The organism is Acidovorax sp. Root275, from assembly GCF_001428965.1.
Taxonomy (GTDB): domain Bacteria; phylum Pseudomonadota; class Gammaproteobacteria; order Burkholderiales; family Burkholderiaceae_C; genus Acidovorax; species Acidovorax radicis.
Map to the genome: position 1 here is coordinate 192,561 of NZ_LMJH01000005.1, position 20,254 is coordinate 212,814.

Here is a 20,254-nt window from a genome sequence, read left to right on the forward strand (position 1 = left end):
CTCTCGAGGAGTGTGCGTGGACGTTGTATTGCTGGTCAAGGCCGCCATCATGGGCGTGGTCGAAGGCCTGACCGAGTTCCTGCCCATTTCCTCCACGGGGCACCTGATCCTGGCGGGCTCCCTGCTGGGGTTTGATGATGCCAAGGCCAAGGTGTTTGACATCGCCATCCAGACCGGTGCGATCTTTGCGGTGATCCTGGTGTACTGGCAGAAGATCCACGCCACGCTGGTGGCCTTGCCCACGCAGCGGCAGGCGCAGCGGCTTGTGCTCAATGTGGTCATCGGTTTTTTGCCTGCCGTGGTGCTGGGCCTGCTGTTTGGCAAGGCCATCAAGGCCCATCTGTTCACCCCTGTGGTGGTGGCCAGCACTTTCATCATTGGTGGCTTCATCATTTTGTGGGCAGAGCGCCGATCGCCTGCCGCCACCCGCATCCAGTCGGTGGATGACATGACGCCGCTGGACGCCCTCAAGGTGGGCCTGGTGCAGTGTCTTGCCATGGTGCCGGGCACGAGCCGCAGCGGCTCCACCATCATCGGCGGCATGCTGCTGGGTTTGTCGCGCAAGGCTGCCACCGACTTTTCGTTCTTTCTGGCCATTCCCACGCTCATTGGCGCCGGGGTGTACAGCCTGTACAAGGAACGCGCGCTGCTTTCGGTGGCCGATCTTCCAATGTTCGTCACCGGGCTGGTCTTTTCCTTCCTGAGTGCCTGGCTGTGCGTGCGCTGGTTGTTGCGCTACATCAGTACCCACAGCTTTGTACCGTTTGCGTACTACCGCATCGTGTTTGGCATCGTTGTTTTGGTGACCGCATGGACTGGATGGGTGCATTGGGCGGATTGATAATTCACGGATGAGCCGTCCTGTCCCGCTGGTTTCTCTCGTTTCATGCGCCACTATATTTGCGGGCCTTTGTGCTGGGCCCTTGGCGCATGCTCAGGATGTGCCTGCTCCCGAAGCGCCGCCCAAGCCCCTGTTCAACTATGCGCTGGGCGCCATTGTTGGCTCCAGCCCGGACTATGCGGGCGGTGACGGGCGCAAGAACAGCCTGCGGCCTGCATGGGCTGTTGAATACGGACGCTTCAGGCTGAGTACATCGCGTGGCAGTGCCTTCATGGGGCATGGGCTGGGCCCGCGCGAATCGGGTGCCAGTGCGACATTGGCGCAGGGAGATCAATTCCACCTGGGCGCATCGCTGCGCATCGACAAAGGCCGGGACGGCTCGGATGCCCCGATCCTGGTGGGACTGCCATCTGTCCGGTCCACACTGCGCGCGAGGGTGAGTGCAGGCTATGCATTGACACCACGCTGGTCGGTGGGAGCGGGCCTCTCGCAAGACATTCTGGGGCGCGACGGCGGCGCGCAGCTGTCCACCAGCGTAGGCTATACATGGCCCGTGACGGAGCAAACCAAGGTGGTCTTCGGGATCGGTGCCAGCTTCGCGGATCACACCTACCTCCGGGGCCATTTTGGTGTGCCTGCCGGCGGTGCAGGTGCTTTGCCGGCCTTTGATCCGGGCGCGGGCCTCTACAGCGTGGACGCCGGCGTGGAGGTTATGTCCGCCATCAATCGCCACTGGGTGGTGCTCGGGGCGGCGCGTGTATCGCAACTGAAGGGTGATGCACGCCGCAGCCCGCTCACGGTGGAACCCACCGGGTATTCCGTGTCCGTGGGTCTGGCGTACCGCTGCTGCCGCTAGAGCCGTTCTGCGGTGGGCGCCTGCGGCTTGCGTGGGCAACGGTTTTGGCCGAAAGTGATAAGCTGGCGTTGACACCCTGTTACCTGTAGCAAGGCAATGCGAAGCGGCCACCGCCAAGGATGGCGGCGTTGGATTGCCTCCTCTGTTGATGATCATTTCCCCGCCGGGGCTTTCGCCGCATGATGCAAGACGAGCCTGAGTTGTCGCAGCCCCCCAACGCCGCCGCCAAGGATTCCTGGTCCAAGGCGGATTTGCTGGATCTGATCACACGCAGCGCCGGTGCAACCATGGCCGTGGTCGATCGCAGTCTGACCATGATCTATGTCAACGATGAATACGCCCGATGGTTCGGCACAGTGCCCCAGCAGCTGATTGGGAAATCTCTTGTCGATGTGTATGGCGAGAGCGATTGCGCCCGTTTCATGCCCTTTGTCGAGCGTGTTCTGCAGGGCGAGCGGGTGCAGTACCAGCGCCTTTTGCGCACCCCCTATGGTATTGATGAATGGCGCACCATCTGCCTGACCCCTTGGCACAACCGGCATGGGCTTGTGGATGGTTTCCTGACCACGGCGCTCGACGTCCACGAGTTGCAGGTCACCATGAATGCGCTGCGCGCCGCCAACCAGCGGCTGTCCTCCCACATGGAAAACAGCCCGCTTGCGGTGCTGGAGATGGACCACAACCTCAGGCTCCTGCACTGTTCGCAGCGCGCCGTGCAGCTCATGGGCTGGCTGCATGTCGCGGGGCTGGAGGGGCGGTTGCTGACAGAACTTGTGAACCTATCATCCCAGGACGAAGGGCTTCAAAGTGCTTTGCAGCGCTTGCAGTCCGGGCAGGAGTCCCAGAACCGTGCGGATACCTGCTTTGTGCGGGACGACGGGAGCGAGGTGCATTGCGAGTGGTTCAACTCCGCGCTGACCGATGCGCAGGGGCAGGTCACATCGATCATGGCGCTGGTCCAGGATGTCTCGGCAAAGATCCAGATTGCGCGCCATCAGCATTACCTGGCCAACCACGATTCGCTGACGGGACTGTTCAATCGCGCGGCTTTTCAGAACCGCCTGGAACAGTCTTTGACCCAGGCTCGGCGCAATGCCGGGTCTGTTGCATTGCTGTTCATCGACCTGGATGGGTTCAAGGGCGTGAATGACGCCGAAGGCCACCGCGCAGGGGACGAGGTGCTGCGCATTGTTGCCCGACGCATTGCCAGCACCGTGCGTACGGGTGACACCATGGCGCGGCTGGGGGGCGACGAATTCCTGGTCATGCTGGACCGGGATGTCACCCGCGATGTGACGGACACCATCGGCCACCGCATCATCGAAGCCCTGCACCAGCCCATGGCCGTGGAGGGGCGTGATTTGTTTGTCGGTGCGAGCATCGGTGTCGCGGTACATCCCCCGCTGGAGGGTGACATTGATGCCCTGATGAACCGGGCCGACCAGGCGATGTATTCCGCCAAGCGCGCGGGCAAGGGCCGGCTCCATTACGCTGAAATTACTGGTTCTTGAGCTCAAGGGCTCTTGGCCCCTGTCGCCCGGTTCCTGCCGCCCTGTTTCTACTTCGTGGGCAGGCGGATGCTCTGCTGAAAGTGGAAAAAATTCTCGGGATCGTACTGGGCCTTGATCTGTTGCAGCTGCGGGTACGCGGGGCCCCAGTAGGCCTGGGCAAAGTCCTGCAGTCCTGCGTCGGGGTAGTTCTGGTACACGTGCCCGTTCAGGAAGGGCTTGACCAGGTTCATGAATCCATCGAGCCAAGCCTCCATCTGGGCTCGTTCGGTGGCATTGGTCCAGAACACGTCCACCACCAGATCCGCATCCACATGGCGGTGGATGAACGCGCTGTCTGCCACGGGATAGCGGTTGATTGCGCCACCATAGGGTTCCAGATAAGCCAGTGACCATGGGTTTGGCGAGGTCTTGAAGTATTCGATGATGCGTTGCCAGTCCGACGTTGACAGCGGTGTGCTGATGTAGCCGCAGGCCTTGGTTTCCGCCACGCCGTCCGGCAGGTTGTCTGGCAAGGTGTAGGGGTGGTCTTCCAGCCAGATGTTCATGTCGGGGTAGGTGCCCGTCTTGTCCACCAGCAGCTGTGCGCTTGGTATCGCCATCAGCCGCGCAATGGCCTTCATGCCCTCATCGCGTGTGCCGCAGAACATGCCTTGCACCATATAAACCGGTGTGCTGTTCTGGTAGCCCAGATTCATCATGTAGCCCAGGGCATCGGGTGCGCCGGTTTTCATGTAATGGGCTTGCATCGTCGTGAGAACCTCAGCCGCATGCGCGGCATCCCAGCTGATGGCCCAGGCCCACACCTGGTCAAGCCGGTGCATGCGGTAGGTAACCTGCAGCAGGACGCCGAAATTGCCCCCCGTGCCACCCCGCATGGCCCAGTAGAGGCCCGGGTTCTCTTGGGCACTGGCGGTGACGATGGTGCCATTGGCAAGCGCCACCCGGAACGACTCCACCACATCGCTCTGGATGCCGAAGGCCCGCGACGTGTAGCCGTAGCCGCCACCCTGCACGAAGCCTCCCACGCACACGCTGCCACACGCTCCCGTGGGCACATGCCAACCGGTATGGTTCATGGCACCGTTGAAATGGTCGAAGTCGGTGCCTGGCAGCACGTGCACGCGGGCGCGGGGTGGGTCCAGTACCACGCCACTCATATCGCTCAGGTCCACCACCATGCCACTGTTGACAGAGTAGCCCGCCGTGCTGTGCCCACCGCAGCGCACGGCCACCCATACCTGGTAGGTGCGGGCCACGGCAAGGCATTCGAGCACGTCGTGCTCGCACGCGCAGTACACGATGATTTCGGGATAGGCCTGAAACGCGGGGTTGGATTCTTGCCGCGCAGCGTTGTAGTCGGGGCTGGACGGCAACACGATGCGGCCCACCAGCTTGGCCTCCAGTGCCGCCACGGCATCCCAGGTCAGGGTTGCACCGGGCGCATTCTTTGTGGCCTGGCTGGCTGCCAGCGACTGGAAATGCGCAATGCGGGTGTCTTTGGCAATGCGGGCGGGGCTTTTGCGATGGGCCATGGTGAACAATCCTTGGTGAGAACGCGAAGTCCCGTGTTTAACTGAAGCCCGGCCGTTTGACCAGTTCGGAATGGCCCTTGTTGCTCAGACACTGAGCATCCGTTGTGTGTTCAAGCCGAAGACAGCGCCAGGTCGCCCGTATTGCGCCGAAGGCAGAATTTGCCGCCTTGCTTGCCGCTGTACATCGCTGCATCCGCCAGCTTCAGCAGGCCCTGGGCGTCGTTGCTGTCGTCCGGGGCGATCGCGTAGCCGATGGTCAAGCCCACTTCCACCTGTACATCCCCCAGCGTGAAGGGCGTGCGAAAGGCGTCCAGCAGTTTATGGCCCAGTTCCTGGGCTTGCTGTGCACTGCCCAGGTGGCCCGTCATTACCACGAATTCATCGCCTCCCAGGCGCGCCACCACGTCGTTCTGGCGGACATGGCCCTGCAGGCGCCGGGTCACCGCGACCAGCAGCTCATCGCCCACGTCATGGCCATGCTGGTCGTTCACGGGTTTGAAACCATCGAGGTCCATCACATACACGGCCAGAAGTTTGTCGGGCCCGCACCGAGGCAGGGCCGAGGCCAGTGCGATGTTCAGGCCGCGCCGGTTGGGCAGGCCGGTCAAGGGGTCGGTGTGTGCCAGGGATCGCATGGCGTCGCGTTCGCGGTTGGCGTCCACGGCTGCCATGCGCAGGGCCTTGGTGCGCAGACCCAGCACACGCATGAAGAGCAGCATGTCGAGGGTTGCCCCAAACTGGAAGGAATGCAAGGTCCAGAAGTTGACTGGCACCCACCCCCTGATCACGCCGATGACGGTGGCGGTGGCCAGGAAATACAGCAGCCAGGCCAGCAGCAGGGTCGTGCCGACGGGGTCTCCCCTGCGGGCGCGGCGCACAGAGCCTGGAATCCCCATGAGCGCCGGCACCAGCCCCAGAATGCTGACGATCCCGGTGACCGCACGGGTGTTTAGCACGTCCAGCGCATACAGAACGGCGAGTGCCACGCACACCACGGCGCCGCCGCGCATGCAGCGCCGCAGCCAGCTCTCTGGGCGCTCGCCCGCCAAGGCCTGGCTGATGAAGAGGAAGGAGCCGCAGGTGGCGGCCAGTGCTGCAAGGCTGGCGGCATGCACCTCCATCCAGGGCATGTCGCGCCACAGATACTGCGCGCCCAGGCCGAACAGGTGCAGTGAAAACAGAAGGCTGCCGGTGATGAGCAGCGCATACTGGATAAACAGCACGTCCCGCAGATTGAGCCATTGCGCTAGGCTGTAGATGATCAGGCACAGCGCCAGGCCGGTCAGGATGCCTTGCAGCATTTGCTCGTTAAGGGCCTTGCTGTGCCATTCGGTGGGTTTGCTCAGGGTGATGGGAAGCACCATGGCGCCCCGGGTTTCAACGCGCAGCAGCACGTCGTAGGCGTGCCCCGGCAGCATGTTCAGCGCCAGTGCGTGAGAGCGGCTGCGCAGGGGGCGCTGGGTGTAGGGCTGCAGGCTGCCCAGTGTGGCCTGCTGGGTCACATGGCCGTCGATGGTGAGGTATATCTCAATGCGCTGGAGTACCGGGTAGTCGATGTCCAGCACCCAGGCTCCGCTGGAGCTGGGCGACACCATCACGGGGATGTGCAACCACACGGGCTCGGTGCGCACGCCCAGCGTGCCGCTGGTCCCCGGCGGTGGTTCGAAGCGCGAGAGCGACGCCAGGATGTCCTCCACCAGCAGGGTGCCCGAGGGATCAGCCAGTACCGATACTGCGGGCCATGCCTCCATGGAAGGCCTGTCGTCGCGCAGTTCCAGTGGGGTTGCCGCTGTTGCACGTGTTGGGCCTGCAAGCGTCAACGCCATGGCCAACAGCAGCCATGGCAGGCACCAGCCCAGGCCACGGAACAAGGCCGGAGCCCGGCGCTGCAACAGGGGCAGAACCCGCCAGGGGCGTAGGGTGTGCGCCTGCATCATGACGACAGTGCGAGGTCGCCCTGGTTGCGAAGAATGGAATGCTTGCCGCTCTGTTTGCCAGCGTACATGGCCGCGTCTGCGAGGCGGATCAGCTGCTGCGGATCATCACTGTCCACCGGCGCGATGGCGTATCCGATGGTCAGTCCCACCTTCAGCGCAAGGTGACTCAGCACGAACGGCTGCTCAAAGGCTTGCAGCAAGGACCGGCCCAGCTCCTCCGCCTGTTCGGGCCTTGCCAGATCGCGGGCCATGACGATGAACTCGTCCCCCCCGAGCCGGGCGACCAGATCGGTTTGGTGGCGTACGCTGGCCTGCAGGCGGTGACCCACGGCGACCAGCAAGTCGTCGCCCACATCGTGCCCATAGGCATCGTTGACCGGTTTGAACCCATCCAGATCCATCAAATACACGGCGACCAGTTGATCGGGACCGCATGTGGCGAGTGCCGACTGCAAGGCCAGTTGCATGCCTCTGCGGTTGGGCAAGCCCGTGAGTGAGTCGGTGTAGGCCAGGGAGCGCATGGCGTCGCGTTCCCGCAGTGCATCGGATGCGGCGGCACGCAAGGCGGCCGAGCGCTGCCCCAGTACCCGCAGGAACAGCAGCATGTCGGCGGCTGCTCCGAGCTGAAAGGAGTGCAGCGTCCAGAAATTGACCGGCAGCAGGCCCTGGACCAGGCACACCATGACCACGGCCGCAACAAAGTAAGCGACCCATGCAGCCAGCAGCGTGGAACTGACGGAGTCGCCCTTGCGCAGGCGCGCCACTGCAATGGGCAGGCTGATGAATGAAGGCAAGGGCCCTAGAACGCTGATGATGGCGGTAGTGGTGCGGGTACCGATCAAGTCCAACAGGAAAGCTGCGAGCAGGACCAGGCTGACCACGCCGCCGATCTTCATGACCTGAAGGAAGCGGCTGCGTGGCTGGTGGCCCATCAGCGCATGGCCCATGAAGAAGAACGATCCCGCGATCGCCAGCAGTCCTGATGCGCCCGCCGCGTGGACTTCGATCCAGAGGTTGTCACTCCACAGGAACTGCGTGCCTATGCCAAAGAACTGCAGTGAAAAACCAGCGCTGCCGACCACCAGCACGCCGTAGTAGAAGAACAGCTTTTCGCGCTGGCTGAGCCATTGTGCAAGGCTGTACACCACCAGGCACACCGCCAGTCCGGCGAGGATGCCCTGAAACATCTGTTCCCGCAGCGAGCGGTGCACTAGATAGGGCGCCTTGCTCAGTGTGATGGGCAGCAGCATGGCGCCCGAGGTCTGCACCCGGATCAGCAGCTCATACGGCGCATCCGCTGCCAAGTCGAGCGTCATCGCCGGTGTGCGGCCGCGCAGCGGGCGCTGGCTATAAGGTCGCAAGTTGCCCAGGGCCGCGTGTTGCACGACCCGGCCTTGGGTGGTCAGGTAGATATCGACCTCGTTGAGCACGGCGAAGTCGATGTTGACGATCCATTCATTGCCCGAGTCCACTGGCGACACCAGCGGCACCCGCAGCCAGATGGCTTCCTTGCGCACGCCCAGGCTGCCGCCGCGGCTGGGAGGCTCCGCAAAGTCCGGCAAACGCCCCAGCACGTCCTGCACGCCCCATCGCAACGATGGGTCTGCCAGCAACGTGGCCACCGACCAGGCGTTAAGCGGGCGGGCGTCGTCCGGCAGCACGAGGGGGCGTTGGTCAGCCGCCTGTGCTGCGGGCGTTGCCAGCATCAGCATCACCACCATCAGTGTCAGAAGCCAGATCACGAGGCGCCACCACAAGCGGGACGGGGGGACGTGTCTGCGCGGCGCAGCCACTTGCCAACGCGGGCGCGCTGCGCAGACCATGTGCAGCGGGGGCCAGGAGGGCAAGGGACTGCGGTGCACCATCATCACGCCAGCGCCGGTGTCGGGGTGATGCGCCGCACCGAGTGCTTGCCGCCTTGTTTGCCCGCGTACATCGCCGCGTCTGCGTGCCGCAGCAGGCCCTGGGGGTCGTCACTGTCGAGGGGAGCCAGTGCGTACCCGATGGTCAGCCCCACCTGGATGCAAAGGTGGTTCAGCGTGAAAGGTTGCTCGAAGGCCCGCAACAGCGAGCGGCCCAGCTCTTCGGCCTGCTCGGGCGTGGTCAGATCGCGGGCCATGATGATGAATTCATCGCCCCCCAGCCGGGCCACCAGGTCGGTCTGGTGCCGCACGTTGGCCTGGAGGCGCATGCCCACGGCCACAAGCAAATCGTCCCCCACATCGTGGCCATGCGCGTCGTTCACGGGCTTGAACCCATCCAGATCCATGAGGTACACCGCCACCAGCCGCTGCGGCGAACACTGGGCCAGCGCGGCATGCAGGGCATGCTGCAGGCCGCGCCGGTTGCTCAGACCCGTGAGGGGATCGGTGTGGGCCAGCGAGTGCATCAGGTCGCGTTCGCGCATGGCCTCCTGGGCCTGTGTCTTGGCGGCCTGGGCGCGCAGGCCCAGCACGCGAAAGAACAGCAGCATGTCAATCGTGGCGCCGAACTGGAACGAGTGCAGCGTCCAGAAGTTCGCGGGCACCCAGCCCTGGACCAGGCACACCATCACGCCGGCGGCCACTCCAAAGGCGATCCAGGCTGCCAGCAGGGTGGTGCCAATGGGGTCTTTTTGGCGCACCCGCGCAATGGCCGCAGGCAGGCTGATGAGGGAAGGCAGGGGCCCCGCCAGGCTCATGAACGCGATGGCAATGGGCACGCTCAACCCGCCGAGCATGAGGGCTGCGCAGACTGCGGCCGTGATCACCGCGCCCGCGCGCATGGTTCGCGCGTACCGGCTGCTTTGCGTGTTGTCGGCCAGGGTGTGGCCCAGGAAGAGAAACGAGCCCGCCAGGGCGGTCAGCCCCGCTGCCGGGCCTGAATAGCGGTCCATCCACGGATTGCCCGGCCACAGATACTGCGGACCGATGCCGAAGAACTGCAACGAAAAGCCCGCGCTGCCCAGCACCACCAGCGCATAAAAGCCGAACATGCGGTCGCGCTGCGTGACCCACTGGATCAGGCTGTAGGCCAACAGGCAGAACGCCAGCCCGTTGAGCAGGCCCTGCAGCATCTGCTCGCCCAGCGCGTGGCGCATGTGATGGGGCATTTCGCTGACTGTGATGGGCAGGATCAGCGGCCCGGCAGCCTGCGCCCGTATCAACAGGTCGTAACGCTGTCCGGCCCGCAGGTCGAACGCCATCGCGGGCGTGCGGCTGGACGGCTGCGCCTGCTCAGAGGGGCCTGTGCGGACCTGCTGTAGAACCTGGCCACCGCTGGTCAGGTACATCTCGGTTCGCAGCGAGCTGTAGCCGATATTGACCACCCACGGGGTGCGCGGCGCCTCGGGCGCAATGATGGGGATGTGCAGCCACATTGCCGCCTTGTGCAGGCCCAGCGAGCCGCCACGTTGGGTGGGCGCCTCGAATTCGTCCAGACGGCCCAGCATGTCTTGCACCGAGAGCTGGTACGTGGGGTCTGCCTTGAGCGTGATGGCCTCCCAGGCATTCACTTGTGGCCTTTCCTGCGTCAGCACCAGGGGCTCGCCCGCCCGCGCGCCCAGGGGCAGGGCCATGGAAACGAGCAGCCACAGCAGCGTGGTTGCCACGGCGCAATGCGTGCGCCAAAGCCGGGTCAGCATCAGGAGGGTGCAGAGCTGCGGGTGCATCGGCTTGCAAACAACGGCTATGTGGGTTGCTGTGCCTGGTCAGCCTGCGCGGCCTGTGCTTGGCGGGCCAGCCCCGGGCTCCAACTGCCGTGTGTCGTCAACCGGTCTTCAATCCGGTTGATCCAGCGGGGGGCGTGGGGGTCATCGCTCCAGCCGTGTACCACCTCGTCCACTTGGTTGAGCAGCTCGGTGGGTAGCTGAAGGGGCCGGGTCTGGCTCATCAGCACGCGGCTCATGAAGTGGTACCCGAGGATGCGGGTGAGCGCACGCACGATGGAAAAGCGCGGCAACACCATTCGCGCCACCACGTCGAGGGCCCGCGCCACCAGCAGCACCCCCCAGAACAGCAGCGCCGACGGCCAAGGCACGGGCTGGGTCAGGCCCAGGTCGCTGGCCGTGTCGCGCCCACACAGGTAGCGGGTCATGAGTTCTGGGAAAGGTTTCACAATGCTCCAGGGCAGCGAGTTCTCCATGGTCTGCATCAAGGCCCGGCCCAAGGCAGGACGGGGATCGGGCGTGACGGGCTCCGCACGGCCCCGGGCCTGCATGCGCGCCATCAGGGCCTTGCCTTCGTCCATGGTATCCACCATCAGCGAGCGCTCAATGCCGAGGATGTGGCCCACCACGTTCCAGGCATGCAGATACGCCTCTTCGTCGGCCGTACGCAAACCAATGCCCAGGCGGCGTAGGCTGCGCAGAAACACATAGCCAAACGTGAGCAAGGTGTAGGCCAGCTCCTCCTGGTTGCAAGGCAGGCCGTCGCCTTTCAGGTTCCAGCCGCGCGCATACAGTGTCTGAAACATGGCCTGGCGCCCGCCTTTTGTCCGCAGAGCCTGCGGCGCTATATGCCCCGGACCGCCTGCAAGCAACTGCGCAACCGCGCTTTGGGGGCTACCGTGCAGGATCAGGTTGCGAATGGTGGCGTGGATCAGCCGCACCTTGAGCACCTGCGCCACGCCCGCGCCACGCTGGCTGAGGCCACCGTGCATCATTACCGGGAAAATCATCGCGGCAGTGGAGCGGATGCGGTACTCGGCGTTCTGCTCTAGCTGGCCCGAGGTGTGCAGCACGCTCGACAGGTCGGGAATCACATAACACTCGGGCAGGCTGGCGCAGAACAGCAGGATGCATGACAGTGCTCCGTGCTCCATGAACAGCTTCTCGGCGCGCTCGATCTTGCGGGCATCGGCCCAGGGCGGCAGCACCTGGGCGGTCTGCACATAGTGGTTCAACGCCTTCGACATGGCCGCATCCACCCCTTCGCCCTCAGCGGCCCAGCCCACCAGGCTCGCGTTGTCTGCCCACTGGCTGAACAGGCGGTTCACGGTGTCGATGCGTGCCCATTGCGGTGCGTCCATCGCTACGTCCCCTTCGGGCCAGTCGCCCAGGATGTCGGCGATGGTCTGGTCGGCCAGCGGGTCGGCGTGGTGCTGCATGGCTGCCAATTCAGAATCAGGCAGTGGCGGGTGTGGGAGTGTGTTGCCGTGGTTCATGCTGCGGCCTCCGCCATCGCGCGCCAGCGCTGAAAGCCGGCCAGGGCGCACAGCAACGGGATGCCCATGGCAAACGGGGCAATCGAGCGGATTTCCACCGGATTGCCCAGGAGCATCTGAAACACCATGCCCGATGCATAGATGGCCAGTGGCACCAACGCATGGCGGCGTAGAAATGGGCTGGTGGGGCGAAGCGCCAGTTTGCGGACAGACATGCGGAAACTGAAGATGATCACAAAGGCCACGAACACCCAGCCAAAGAAGCCTTGCACCGTTTCACCAAACCAGGCGCCATCGGTCTTGGCCATGATCCAGGCTTTGAGGGTGTAGACGAAGTAGGGGTCAGCGCCCAGGTCGAACGCGGTGACGATCATCGCTGCCAGAAACGACAGCATGGCGGCATTGCCAAGTCCTGGTGCCCCGTCCACCGGCGACTGCCAGACGATGAGATTGCTGATCACATAGCCCGCATAGGTCAGTGCGAACCACATCATGGGAATGACGATGGGCACACCCACCAGCCGCGGGCCCAGCACATCGGTGTAGGTGTAGTGGCCAAAAAACCAGCCGTGTGTGCTGCCCATCTGTTCGGCAAACCAGCCAAAGCTGACGGCGATCAGGACGAGATGCAGTGCGGGCCGCGCACCCAGCAGGTGCGTGGCGCTGGCCCAACAACACGCAAACATGAGGATGGACGCCGTGACGATGGCGATGGTGGTGTCGTTGTGGGTGCGTACGGCGGTTGCCACCAGAAAGGCGGCCAGCAGGGCAAAGCTCAGCGCCGGAAGGGGCGCAGCCAATGGAGTCTGTGCAGGCATGTTGGGTGTATCACGCTGTAACAAACCCCCAGTGTAGGGGATGGACCCGGAATTGGCGCTGCGTGTGTGTCCGGAGCATCAGCGCATTTTTCAGCGCTTTTCGCGGTTGTTTTGGTGTTATGCCGCAGGCTTAAGAACCTGTTCAAGGGTTCAGCGCCGCCAGATTGAGCAGCGCTGCCTCAATGGCCGCCGCCGTGGCCACGGGTTGCTCCATGGGAAACAGGTGGCTGCCGTCCAGCATCATGGTGCGTCCCTCGGTGATGCGCAGCGTCATGGCCATGCCCACCTGCCGCATCTCGTCCGAATCGCGCCCACCGATGAAGGCGGCGGGGCACTGCAGCGGGTGGGCGCTGAGCAGCCGCCCGAGGTTGTGGGGCAGCGTGTTGTAGATGGCGGTTTCCACCGCGCGGTCAAAGCCCAGCACGCGCTTGCCGTCGTGGTCTACCAGGCCGTGGGTGATGTAGTCGCCCAGCACTTCGGGGTCCCAGTGCGCAAAAGCCTTCTTCTTGCGGAAGTGTTCCAGCGCCTCTTCGTTGCTGGCCCAGCTGAAGCGCCGTTGTCGGCTCACCTTGCCCGGCGAGATGGAGCCCACGACCTGGGTGCGCTTGGCCACATCGACCGCGTTGGCCTTCCAGCCGCCCAGCAGGGGCGAGTCAATCAACAGCACACCGCGCACAAGGTGGGGGTGGCGGGCTGCGGCCATCACGCTCAGAAAGCCGCCCAGCGAATGCCCCACCAGGAATACGGGCTGGCCCAGGCGCTCCACCTGGGGTGTGGCGAAGTCCGCCAGCTGCTGCACCAGGTGCGGCCAGTTGTTGGACACCGGGTATTTGGGGTCGTGTCCGTAGCGTTCCACCGCGCTGACCTCGAACCCCCGGGCCTTGAGGTGCTTGAAAAGCACGCGGTATGTGCTGGCCGGGAAGCTGTTGGCGTGCGAGAAAACAATGGGGAGCATGGGGGGGCCGGCGGGGAACCAGGTTGCAGGTAAGGCGGCAGAGCGAACCCCGCCGTCAGAGGAATCAGATCAGCTTGTCGGTGTGGTTGGTGATCTTCTTGAGCGGCTTGCTGCGGGCCGGGTTCACCATGATGGGGACGGTGGTTGCGCCCCCGCCCCAGGCCGGGTCTTCGATGCTGTCGAACACCTGGCGCAGCTTCTGGCCCCAGCTGTCGTGCAACATGCGGAAGTAGGGGTTGTTCTCGTCGATGCAGACCACTTTCGAGGTCGAGAAACTGTCGGCCTCGTACACCACCAGGTCCAGCGGCAGGCCCACCGACAGGTTGGACTTGAGCGTGCTGTCCATGGACACCAGCGCGCACTTGGCCGCTTCGTCCAGCGGGGTTTCGGGTGTGAGCACCCGGTCGAGCACGGGCTTGCCGTATTTGGATTCGCCGACCTGGAAGTAAGGCGTCTCGGAGGTCGCTTCGATGAAGTTGCCGGCCGAATACACCTGGAACAGGCGCATGCCCTCGCCCTTGATCTGGCCGCCGAACACCATGGACACATTGAAGTCCACGCCCGAGCGTTTGAGTGCCGCGCCGTCGCGTTCATGTACATGGCGCACCGCAGCACCGAGCACGCGGGCCGCGTCGAACATGCTCTTGGCGTTCCAGATCGAGATCGTCTCGCCCGAATCACCGTCCTTGAGCTGCTCGGTCTGCAGGATCTCGCGCACCGACTGTGAAATGGACAGGTTGCCGGCCGACAGCAGCACCATGAAGCGGTCGCCCGCCTTCTCATAGACCATCATCTTGCGGAAAGAGCTGATCTGGTCCAGGCCGGCATTGGTGCGCGAATCGGACAGGAAAACCAGCCCGGCGTTGAGTTTGATGGCGACGCAATACGTCATGAGCGGAGTGGGGTCGTTGGAAGAGGGGAACCCGCGAGTTTAGTCCGGCGTGGGAACACCCCCGTGGGAGGTAGTGCGGGACGGCTATCCAGTGTCCAATCGCGGATATTCAAAATTGATAGCAATAAATGATTTGCAGATAAGCGCTAGAAGCCATTTTTATCAAAAATATTTGATCCCGGCCGTTCGCGGCTGTCCTGGGCCGCAGCGGCGGGCAAGGCGACGTCCATCGCCGGGGCCAAAGGGCTATTCCTCCCGGGCCAGGCGGCGGATGTCCGCCGCTTCTATCATCCGTCGCTTCACCTGGAGGGGCCTTGCCGTGTTGAACCCACTGATCTTGTCTGCAACCCGCCGCGCCTGCGCGCTGGCCCTGGTTGTATTGCTGGCGGCCTGCGGCGGGGGCGGCGCAGAAGACCCCGGCGATGGCGGCAACCCTCCGGCCCCACCCCCCGCACCGGTGCGTTCCGGCCAGCTCGAATCCGCCGCCCTGCTTGGCACGGTGCCGGCCGCTGGCATCGCCGCAGCGCTGGCCGCGAAGGAGTCGCTGGCCCAGGATGTGGTGCCGCGCTACAACGTCACCTCCTACCGGATCGAATACCTCACTGCCGATGCCGACGGCAAGGAGGTGCGCGCTTCGGGTCTCGTCAGCGTTCCACAAAAGCCAGCCGGCGCCAAGAGCCCGGTGCTCAGTTACCAGCACGGCACCATCTTCCGAGACGCCGAGGCGCCCAGCAACAACGCGGTGGCGTCCGAGGTGTCGGTGGTGCTCGCGTCTCTGGGCTATATCGTGCTGGCGCCCGACTACGTGGGTTTTGGGGCCTCCAAGGGCACACCCCACCCCTATCTGCTGGCGGCGCCCTCGGCCGCCGCCACAGCGGATTTTCTGACCGCCGCCCGCACCTGGCGCGGCCAGGCCAACGTGGAGGACAACGGGCAGCTCTTTCTGACCGGCTACTCCGAAGGCGGCTACGTCACCATGGCCACGCACCGCGCGCTGCAGGCGGGCGGATCGCCCCATCTGCAGCAGCTGCGCATGGTGGTGGCGGGCGCGGGGCCCTACAACGTGCAGACCACCATGGATGGCCTGGTGGACCTGGTGCGGCAAGAACAGCCGGTGATCGGCGCACTCATCAACCCTGGTTTCTTGCGCCATCTGGGCAGCAGCGTGCAACGTGAGGTGCGCCGCCTGCTGCTGCGCGCACTGATCCCGGGCGATGCCGACGTGGCCTATGACACGCGCTTCATCGACTACTTTCTGGCCGACGACGTGTTGGCCCTCGCCAGCGCCAGCAACGTCTACGACTGGAAACCCAACGTGCCTGTACGCCTGTACCACGGTCGCGATGACCGCACCGTACCCTACGCCAGCTCGGTCAGCACCGTGCGCGCCATGCAGGACCGCGGTGCGGGCGACCTGGTCAGCCTGACCGAGTGCCGCGCACAACCGGTGGCCGGGCACCTGCAATGTGTGCCGCCGTTCATCACCTTCATGCTGGGGCAGCTGGCGCCGGTGGCGCAGGACCTTTGAGCCGGACAGGTCGGCTGCGGCGCGGGACGGTGGTCGTCCTTCGCCCGCCAGCGGTGGGGTTTGTGTTGCTGCGTCAGCCCGCCATCTTCTTGAGCTGGTAGAGCGCATCCAGCGCCTCGCGCGGGCTCAGCGCATCGGGGTTGATGCCTGCCAGCGCAGCTTCCAGCGGGCTGGCGCCCGCGCCCTCGGGCACCTCGGGGGCGGCGAACAGGTCCACTTGCAACTCATCCTCACCCGCGCGCTCTTCCAGCGCTGCCAGCGCATGGCGGGCGTGGTGCAGCACCGGCGACGGCATGCCGGCCAGCTTGGCTACCTGGATGCCGTAGCTGCGGCTGGCCGGTCCCGGCTGGATTTCGTGCAGGAACACGATGTCCGCCCCGCTCTCGGTGGCGCTCACATGCATGTTGATCGCGTGGCGCGCCTTGGCAGGCAACTCGGTCAGCTCGAAATAGTGCGTGGCAAACAGCGTGAAGGCGCGGGTCTTGTCGTGCAGGTGCGTGGCAATGCCGCTGGCCAGGGCCAGGCCGTCAAACGTGCTGGTGCCCCGGCCGATCTCGTCCATCAGCACCAGGCTGTGGGGCGTGGCCGCGTGCAGGATCTGGGCGGCCTCGGTCATCTCCAGCATGAAGGTGGACTGCGCGTTGGCCAGGTCGTCGGCCGCGCCGATGCGGGTGTGGATGGCGTCGATGGGACCCAGGCGGCAACTGGCGGCGGGCACATGGCTGCCCATGCTGGCCAGCAGCACGATGAGCGCGACCTGGCGCATGTAGGTCGATTTACCGCCCATGTTGGGGCCGGTGATGACCTGCATGCGCGTGTTGGCGTTCAGCCGCGTGTGGTTGGCGATGAAGCTGCCGCTCGATGTCTCGGCCAGGCGGGCTTCGACCACTGGGTGACGGCCGCCTTCGATCTCGATGCAGGGTTCGGGCACGAACTGCGGCGCGCACCAATTCAGCGTGAGCGAGCGCTCGGCCAGCGCACACAGCACGTCCAGCGTGGCCAGCGCCTGGGCCAGGCGGGTGAGGGCGGGCACGTGGGGCTGGAGCTGGTCGAGGATCTGTTCGTACAGCCACTTCTCGCGGGCCAGCGCACGCTCGTTGGCCGACAGGGCCTTGTCCTCGAAGGTTTTCAGCTCGGGTGTGATGAAGCGCTCAGCGTTTTTCAGCGTCTGGCGGCGGCGGTAGTCGTCGGGTACGCGGTCGAGGTGGCTGCCGGTCACTTCAATATAGAAGCCGTGCACCTTGTTGAACTGCACGCGCAGGTTGGGGATGCCGGTGCGCGCCTTCTCGCGGGTTTCCAGATCCAGCAGAAAGGCATCGCAGTTGGTCTGGATGGCACGCAACTCGTCCAGCTCGGTGTCGAAGCCGTTGGCGATCACGCCGCCGTCGCGCACCAGGGCGGCGGGCTCTTCGGCGATGGCGGCCTGCAGCAGGCCGGTGCAGCCCTCGGGCGGCTGCAGATGGCTAAAAATTTGAATCAAATAGGGCTCCAGCGCTTGTCCATTAAGCGCTAGAAGCTCTGCTTTTTGTAGCGTTTTGCCCAGTCCCACCAACTCGCGCGGGCGCACCTGGCGCAGGGCGATGCGGGCGGTGATGCGCTCCACATCGCTCACCCCTTTGAGTTCGCCGCGCAGCAAGGCCCAGGGGCCGCTGCCGCCACCGGCGCCGCCCGCACCGCGCAGCGCGGTGGTGGCCGACAGGCGCTGGCGCGCCTCGGCGCGGTCGCGGCGCGGCTCCAACAGCCAGGTCTTGAGCAGGCGGCTGCCCATGCCAGTCATGCAGGTGTCGAGCAGCGAAAACAGCGTGGGCGCATCGTCGCCGCGCAGGGTCTTGACCAGCTCCAGGTTGCGGCGCGTGGTGGCAGGCAGGTCGATGAGGTCGTCGTTGCGCTGCACCTGCACGCTGTGCACGTGGGTGAGGGTGCGGCCCTGCGTGTGCTCGGCATAGGTCAGCAGCCCGGCGGCGGCGGCGTGGGCCTCGCCCAGGTCTTGCGCACCCCAGGCCTGCAGGCTTGCGGCGCCCAGGTTTTCAAGCAGCTTGCGTTCGCCCAAGGCGCTGTCAAATTGCCAGTCGGGGCGGGGGCTCACGGGGCAGGTGAAGGCGCCACCCTGGCGCAGCACCTGCAGGTGTTGCTCGAAGCGTTCGGTCACGCCCGCGCTGTAGATCAGCTCGCTGGGCGCCACGCGGGCCAACCAGGCGCCGAGTTCATCGTGCGCGCATTCGGCCAGGAAGACGCGGCCCTGTGTCACGCTCAGCCAGGCCAGGCCGCAGCGCGCGCGCGGGGCCTGGTGCACCGCCATCAGCAGCGATTCGGACTTGTCGGACAACAGCTCGGTATCGGTCAGCGTGCCGGGCGTGACCACGCGCACCACCTTGCGCTCCACCGGCCCCTTGGCCGCGCCGACCTCGCCCACCTGCTCGGCAATGGCCACCGACTCGCCCATCTTGATCAGGCGCGCCAGGTAGTTCTCCAGCGCATGGAACGGCACCCCCGCCATCAGCACGGGCTGGCCGCCCGACTGGCCGCGCTGGGTGAGCGTGATGTCGAGCAGACGCGACGCCTTTTCTGCGTCCTGCCAGAAGACCTCATAGAAGTCACCCATGCGGTAGAACAGAAGCGTCTCGGGGTACCCGGCCTTGAGGGCCAGGTACTGCTGCATCATGGGGGTGTGGTGCTCAAGCGTGTCGGACATGCTGGGGGGCCGGGAAATGAGGCGTGGACTGTAGCAGTTCGCCCCCGGTCGGTTTCACTGCGCGCGGCAGGTGTCGGAGCCCGGTGCAAGAGGTGCGCATGGTCATCGACGTGCCGTACCGGGGGTCTCGGGTTTTCCCTCGGGTAAATGCCACAGGTTTTCAATGACTGTTACGTTTTGACATACTCTTGCCTGTATGCTGGCGCATTGACTGTGACCGTCGGCCCCGCCTTGCCCAGGCGGGATTCATACCCACCGCAGGCTTCAAAGGTTTCAGAGCGACCGTGATCTCGTCCGAACTGTTGACCGATCTCCTGGCCCCCATCGGCGAGGGCCACATAGAGCCGATGGCGCAGGCGCGTCTGCAAGCGCTGGTCGACGCCGTTCCGGTGGCCTTGATGGAATTTCGGTTGCAGCACGGCCGTCTGCTGCTGCTGGCCGCCAACGCTGCCGCACGGCGCATGCCCGGCCTGGGCGCGGTGCGCAACCCAGGCGCTGACGCCTGCGAGGTGTTCGACCTGCTGGCGGGCACCCCCCTCATGGACCAGTTGCAGGGCGTGGCCCGCGTGGGCGCGCCGCTCGAATGCCGCCAAGTGGTGCGCGAGCCGGGCCGGCTGCTGCTGGCCTGGGACCTGTCTGCCCGCCGCGTGACCACGGACTGTATTGTGGTCACCGTGCGCGATGCCACCGAGGCCGAGACCTTGCGTGCCGCGCTGGCAGCGTCCGAACGTGCCCTGGAAGAGGTGCGCCGCGAACTGCGCGAGCAGACCGAGGTTTTCAATACCATGGAGAGCCTGGCACGCACTGGCCACTGGCGCCGCATTGAAGACCCCGGCGAGACGGTGCTGCTGTGGTCCCCGGGCCTGTGCGATATCGCGGGCTTTGAGCAGCAGGAATGGGTGGACCCTGAGCGCGCTGTGAGTGGCATCCTGCCCGAGGACCGCCATGTATTTGACACGCCCCGCGTGCCAGGTGCCGGACTGGATGTGGAGTACCGCTGGCGCCGCCCCGATGGCGAAGTGCGCTGGATGCGGTCCCGCGTGCAGCGTACGCTGCCGCGCGACGGCGTGCAGGTGGTGATGGGGGTGGTGCAGGACGTGACGGACGAGCACCGCGCCGCAGAACAGCTGCGCGAGCAGCTGTTGTTCATCCAGCGCATTGCCAGCCGCATTCCGGGCTTCATCTACGAGTACCGCCTGCATGCGGACGGTGGCACCAGCGTGCAGTACATCAGCGATGCGGTGCGCGACTTCATGGGTGTGGAACCGAGCCAGGTGACCGCCGACCATGGCGTGCTCATGCACCGCGTGCTGCCTGAAGACCTGCCGCAGGTGCAGCGCTCTGCGATCACCTCGGTGCGCAAGCTGGTGCCCTGGCAGTGCGAGTACCGCGTGCGCATGCCCGACGGCAGCGTGCGCTGGCACATGACCAATGCGATACCCCACCGCGAGCCCGATGGCTCGGTGGTGTCCCACGGTTTCACCATGGACATCACGGACCGAAAGCGAGCAGAACAAGAGATCGAACGCCTGGCCTTCTTTGACGCCTTG

Annotated in this window: 14 protein-coding genes; 5 read left to right on the forward strand and 9 right to left on the reverse strand. The window is 65.0% G+C overall.

Going from position 1 to position 20,254, the window contains the following annotated elements; translation table 11 throughout:
• Positions 1–16: 16 nt before the first annotated feature.
• The 3 genes from ASE52_RS09035 to ASE52_RS09045 all read left to right on the forward strand — a co-directional run bounded on the left by ASE52_RS09035 (position 17) and on the right by ASE52_RS09045 (position 3,208).
• Positions 17–841, forward strand: a complete 825-nt coding sequence (locus ASE52_RS09035) for an undecaprenyl-diphosphate phosphatase (protein ID WP_010459702.1) — start codon at positions 17–19, stop codon at positions 839–841.
• Positions 842–941: 100 nt separating this feature from the next.
• Positions 942–1,697: a MipA/OmpV family protein gene (locus tag ASE52_RS09040; protein WP_140426201.1), complete on the forward strand. Its 756-nt coding sequence runs from the start codon at positions 942–944 to the stop codon at positions 1,695–1,697.
• Positions 1,698–1,876: 179 nt separating this feature from the next.
• The gene (locus ASE52_RS09045) at positions 1,877–3,208 is read left to right on the forward strand and encodes a diguanylate cyclase (protein ID WP_057225545.1); all 1,332 of its coding nucleotides are present in this window, start codon (positions 1,877–1,879) and stop codon (positions 3,206–3,208) included.
• A 47-nt stretch (positions 3,209–3,255) separates the two neighbouring features.
• On the opposite strand, the gene ASE52_RS09050 is transcribed toward ASE52_RS09045, so the two are convergent.
• The 8 genes from ASE52_RS09050 to ASE52_RS09085 all read right to left on the reverse strand — a co-directional run bounded on the left by ASE52_RS09050 (position 3,256) and on the right by ASE52_RS09085 (position 14,484).
• Entirely contained in the window at positions 3,256–4,740 is a 1,485-nt protein-coding gene (locus ASE52_RS09050) for an FAD-binding oxidoreductase (protein ID WP_057225547.1), read from the reverse strand.
• A 110-nt stretch (positions 4,741–4,850) separates the two neighbouring features.
• Positions 4,851–6,677, reverse strand: a complete 1,827-nt coding sequence (locus tag ASE52_RS09055) for a diguanylate cyclase (RefSeq protein ID WP_082606825.1) — start codon at positions 6,675–6,677, stop codon at positions 4,851–4,853.
• A complete protein-coding gene (locus ASE52_RS09060) occupies positions 6,674–8,398 on the reverse strand; it encodes a diguanylate cyclase (RefSeq protein ID WP_241776966.1) in 1,725 nt (574 codons plus the stop codon). Before ASE52_RS09060 ends, ASE52_RS09055 begins: the two co-directional genes overlap by 4 nt.
• Before the next feature lie 146 nt (positions 8,399–8,544).
• Positions 8,545–10,299 (reverse strand): diguanylate cyclase, encoded by a 1,755-nt coding sequence (locus ASE52_RS26425; protein WP_057225592.1) that lies wholly within the window; start codon positions 10,297–10,299, stop codon positions 8,545–8,547.
• Positions 10,300–10,343: 44 nt separating this feature from the next.
• A complete protein-coding gene (locus ASE52_RS09070; protein ID WP_241776963.1) occupies positions 10,344–11,762 on the reverse strand; it encodes an oxygenase MpaB family protein in 1,419 nt (472 codons plus the stop codon).
• A 53-nt stretch (positions 11,763–11,815) separates the two neighbouring features.
• Positions 11,816–12,637: a carotenoid biosynthesis protein gene (locus tag ASE52_RS09075; RefSeq protein WP_057225553.1), complete on the reverse strand. Its 822-nt coding sequence runs from the start codon at positions 12,635–12,637 to the stop codon at positions 11,816–11,818.
• A 142-nt stretch (positions 12,638–12,779) separates the two neighbouring features.
• Positions 12,780–13,592, reverse strand: a complete 813-nt coding sequence (locus ASE52_RS09080) for an alpha/beta hydrolase (protein WP_057225556.1) — start codon at positions 13,590–13,592, stop codon at positions 12,780–12,782.
• Positions 13,593–13,656: 64 nt separating this feature from the next.
• The gene (locus tag ASE52_RS09085) at positions 13,657–14,484 is read right to left on the reverse strand and encodes a proteasome-type protease (protein WP_010459683.1); all 828 of its coding nucleotides are present in this window, start codon (positions 14,482–14,484) and stop codon (positions 13,657–13,659) included.
• A gap of 319 nt (positions 14,485–14,803) precedes the next feature.
• Between ASE52_RS09085 and ASE52_RS09090 the strand changes: the two genes are divergently transcribed.
• Positions 14,804–16,012, forward strand: coding sequence for a lipase family protein (locus tag ASE52_RS09090; protein WP_241776964.1), 1,209 nt, complete (start codon positions 14,804–14,806; stop codon positions 16,010–16,012).
• Positions 16,013–16,085: 73 nt separating this feature from the next.
• On the opposite strand, the gene mutS is transcribed toward ASE52_RS09090, so the two are convergent.
• Positions 16,086–18,704, reverse strand: a complete 2,619-nt coding sequence (gene mutS, locus ASE52_RS09095) for a DNA mismatch repair protein MutS (protein WP_057225560.1) — start codon at positions 18,702–18,704, stop codon at positions 16,086–16,088.
• 284 nt (positions 18,705–18,988) lie between these two features.
• On the opposite strand from mutS, the gene ASE52_RS09100 reads away from it, so the two are divergent.
• The coding region (locus tag ASE52_RS09100; RefSeq protein WP_241776965.1) for a PAS domain-containing protein at positions 18,989–20,254 on the forward strand (1,266 nt) is incomplete at its 3' end.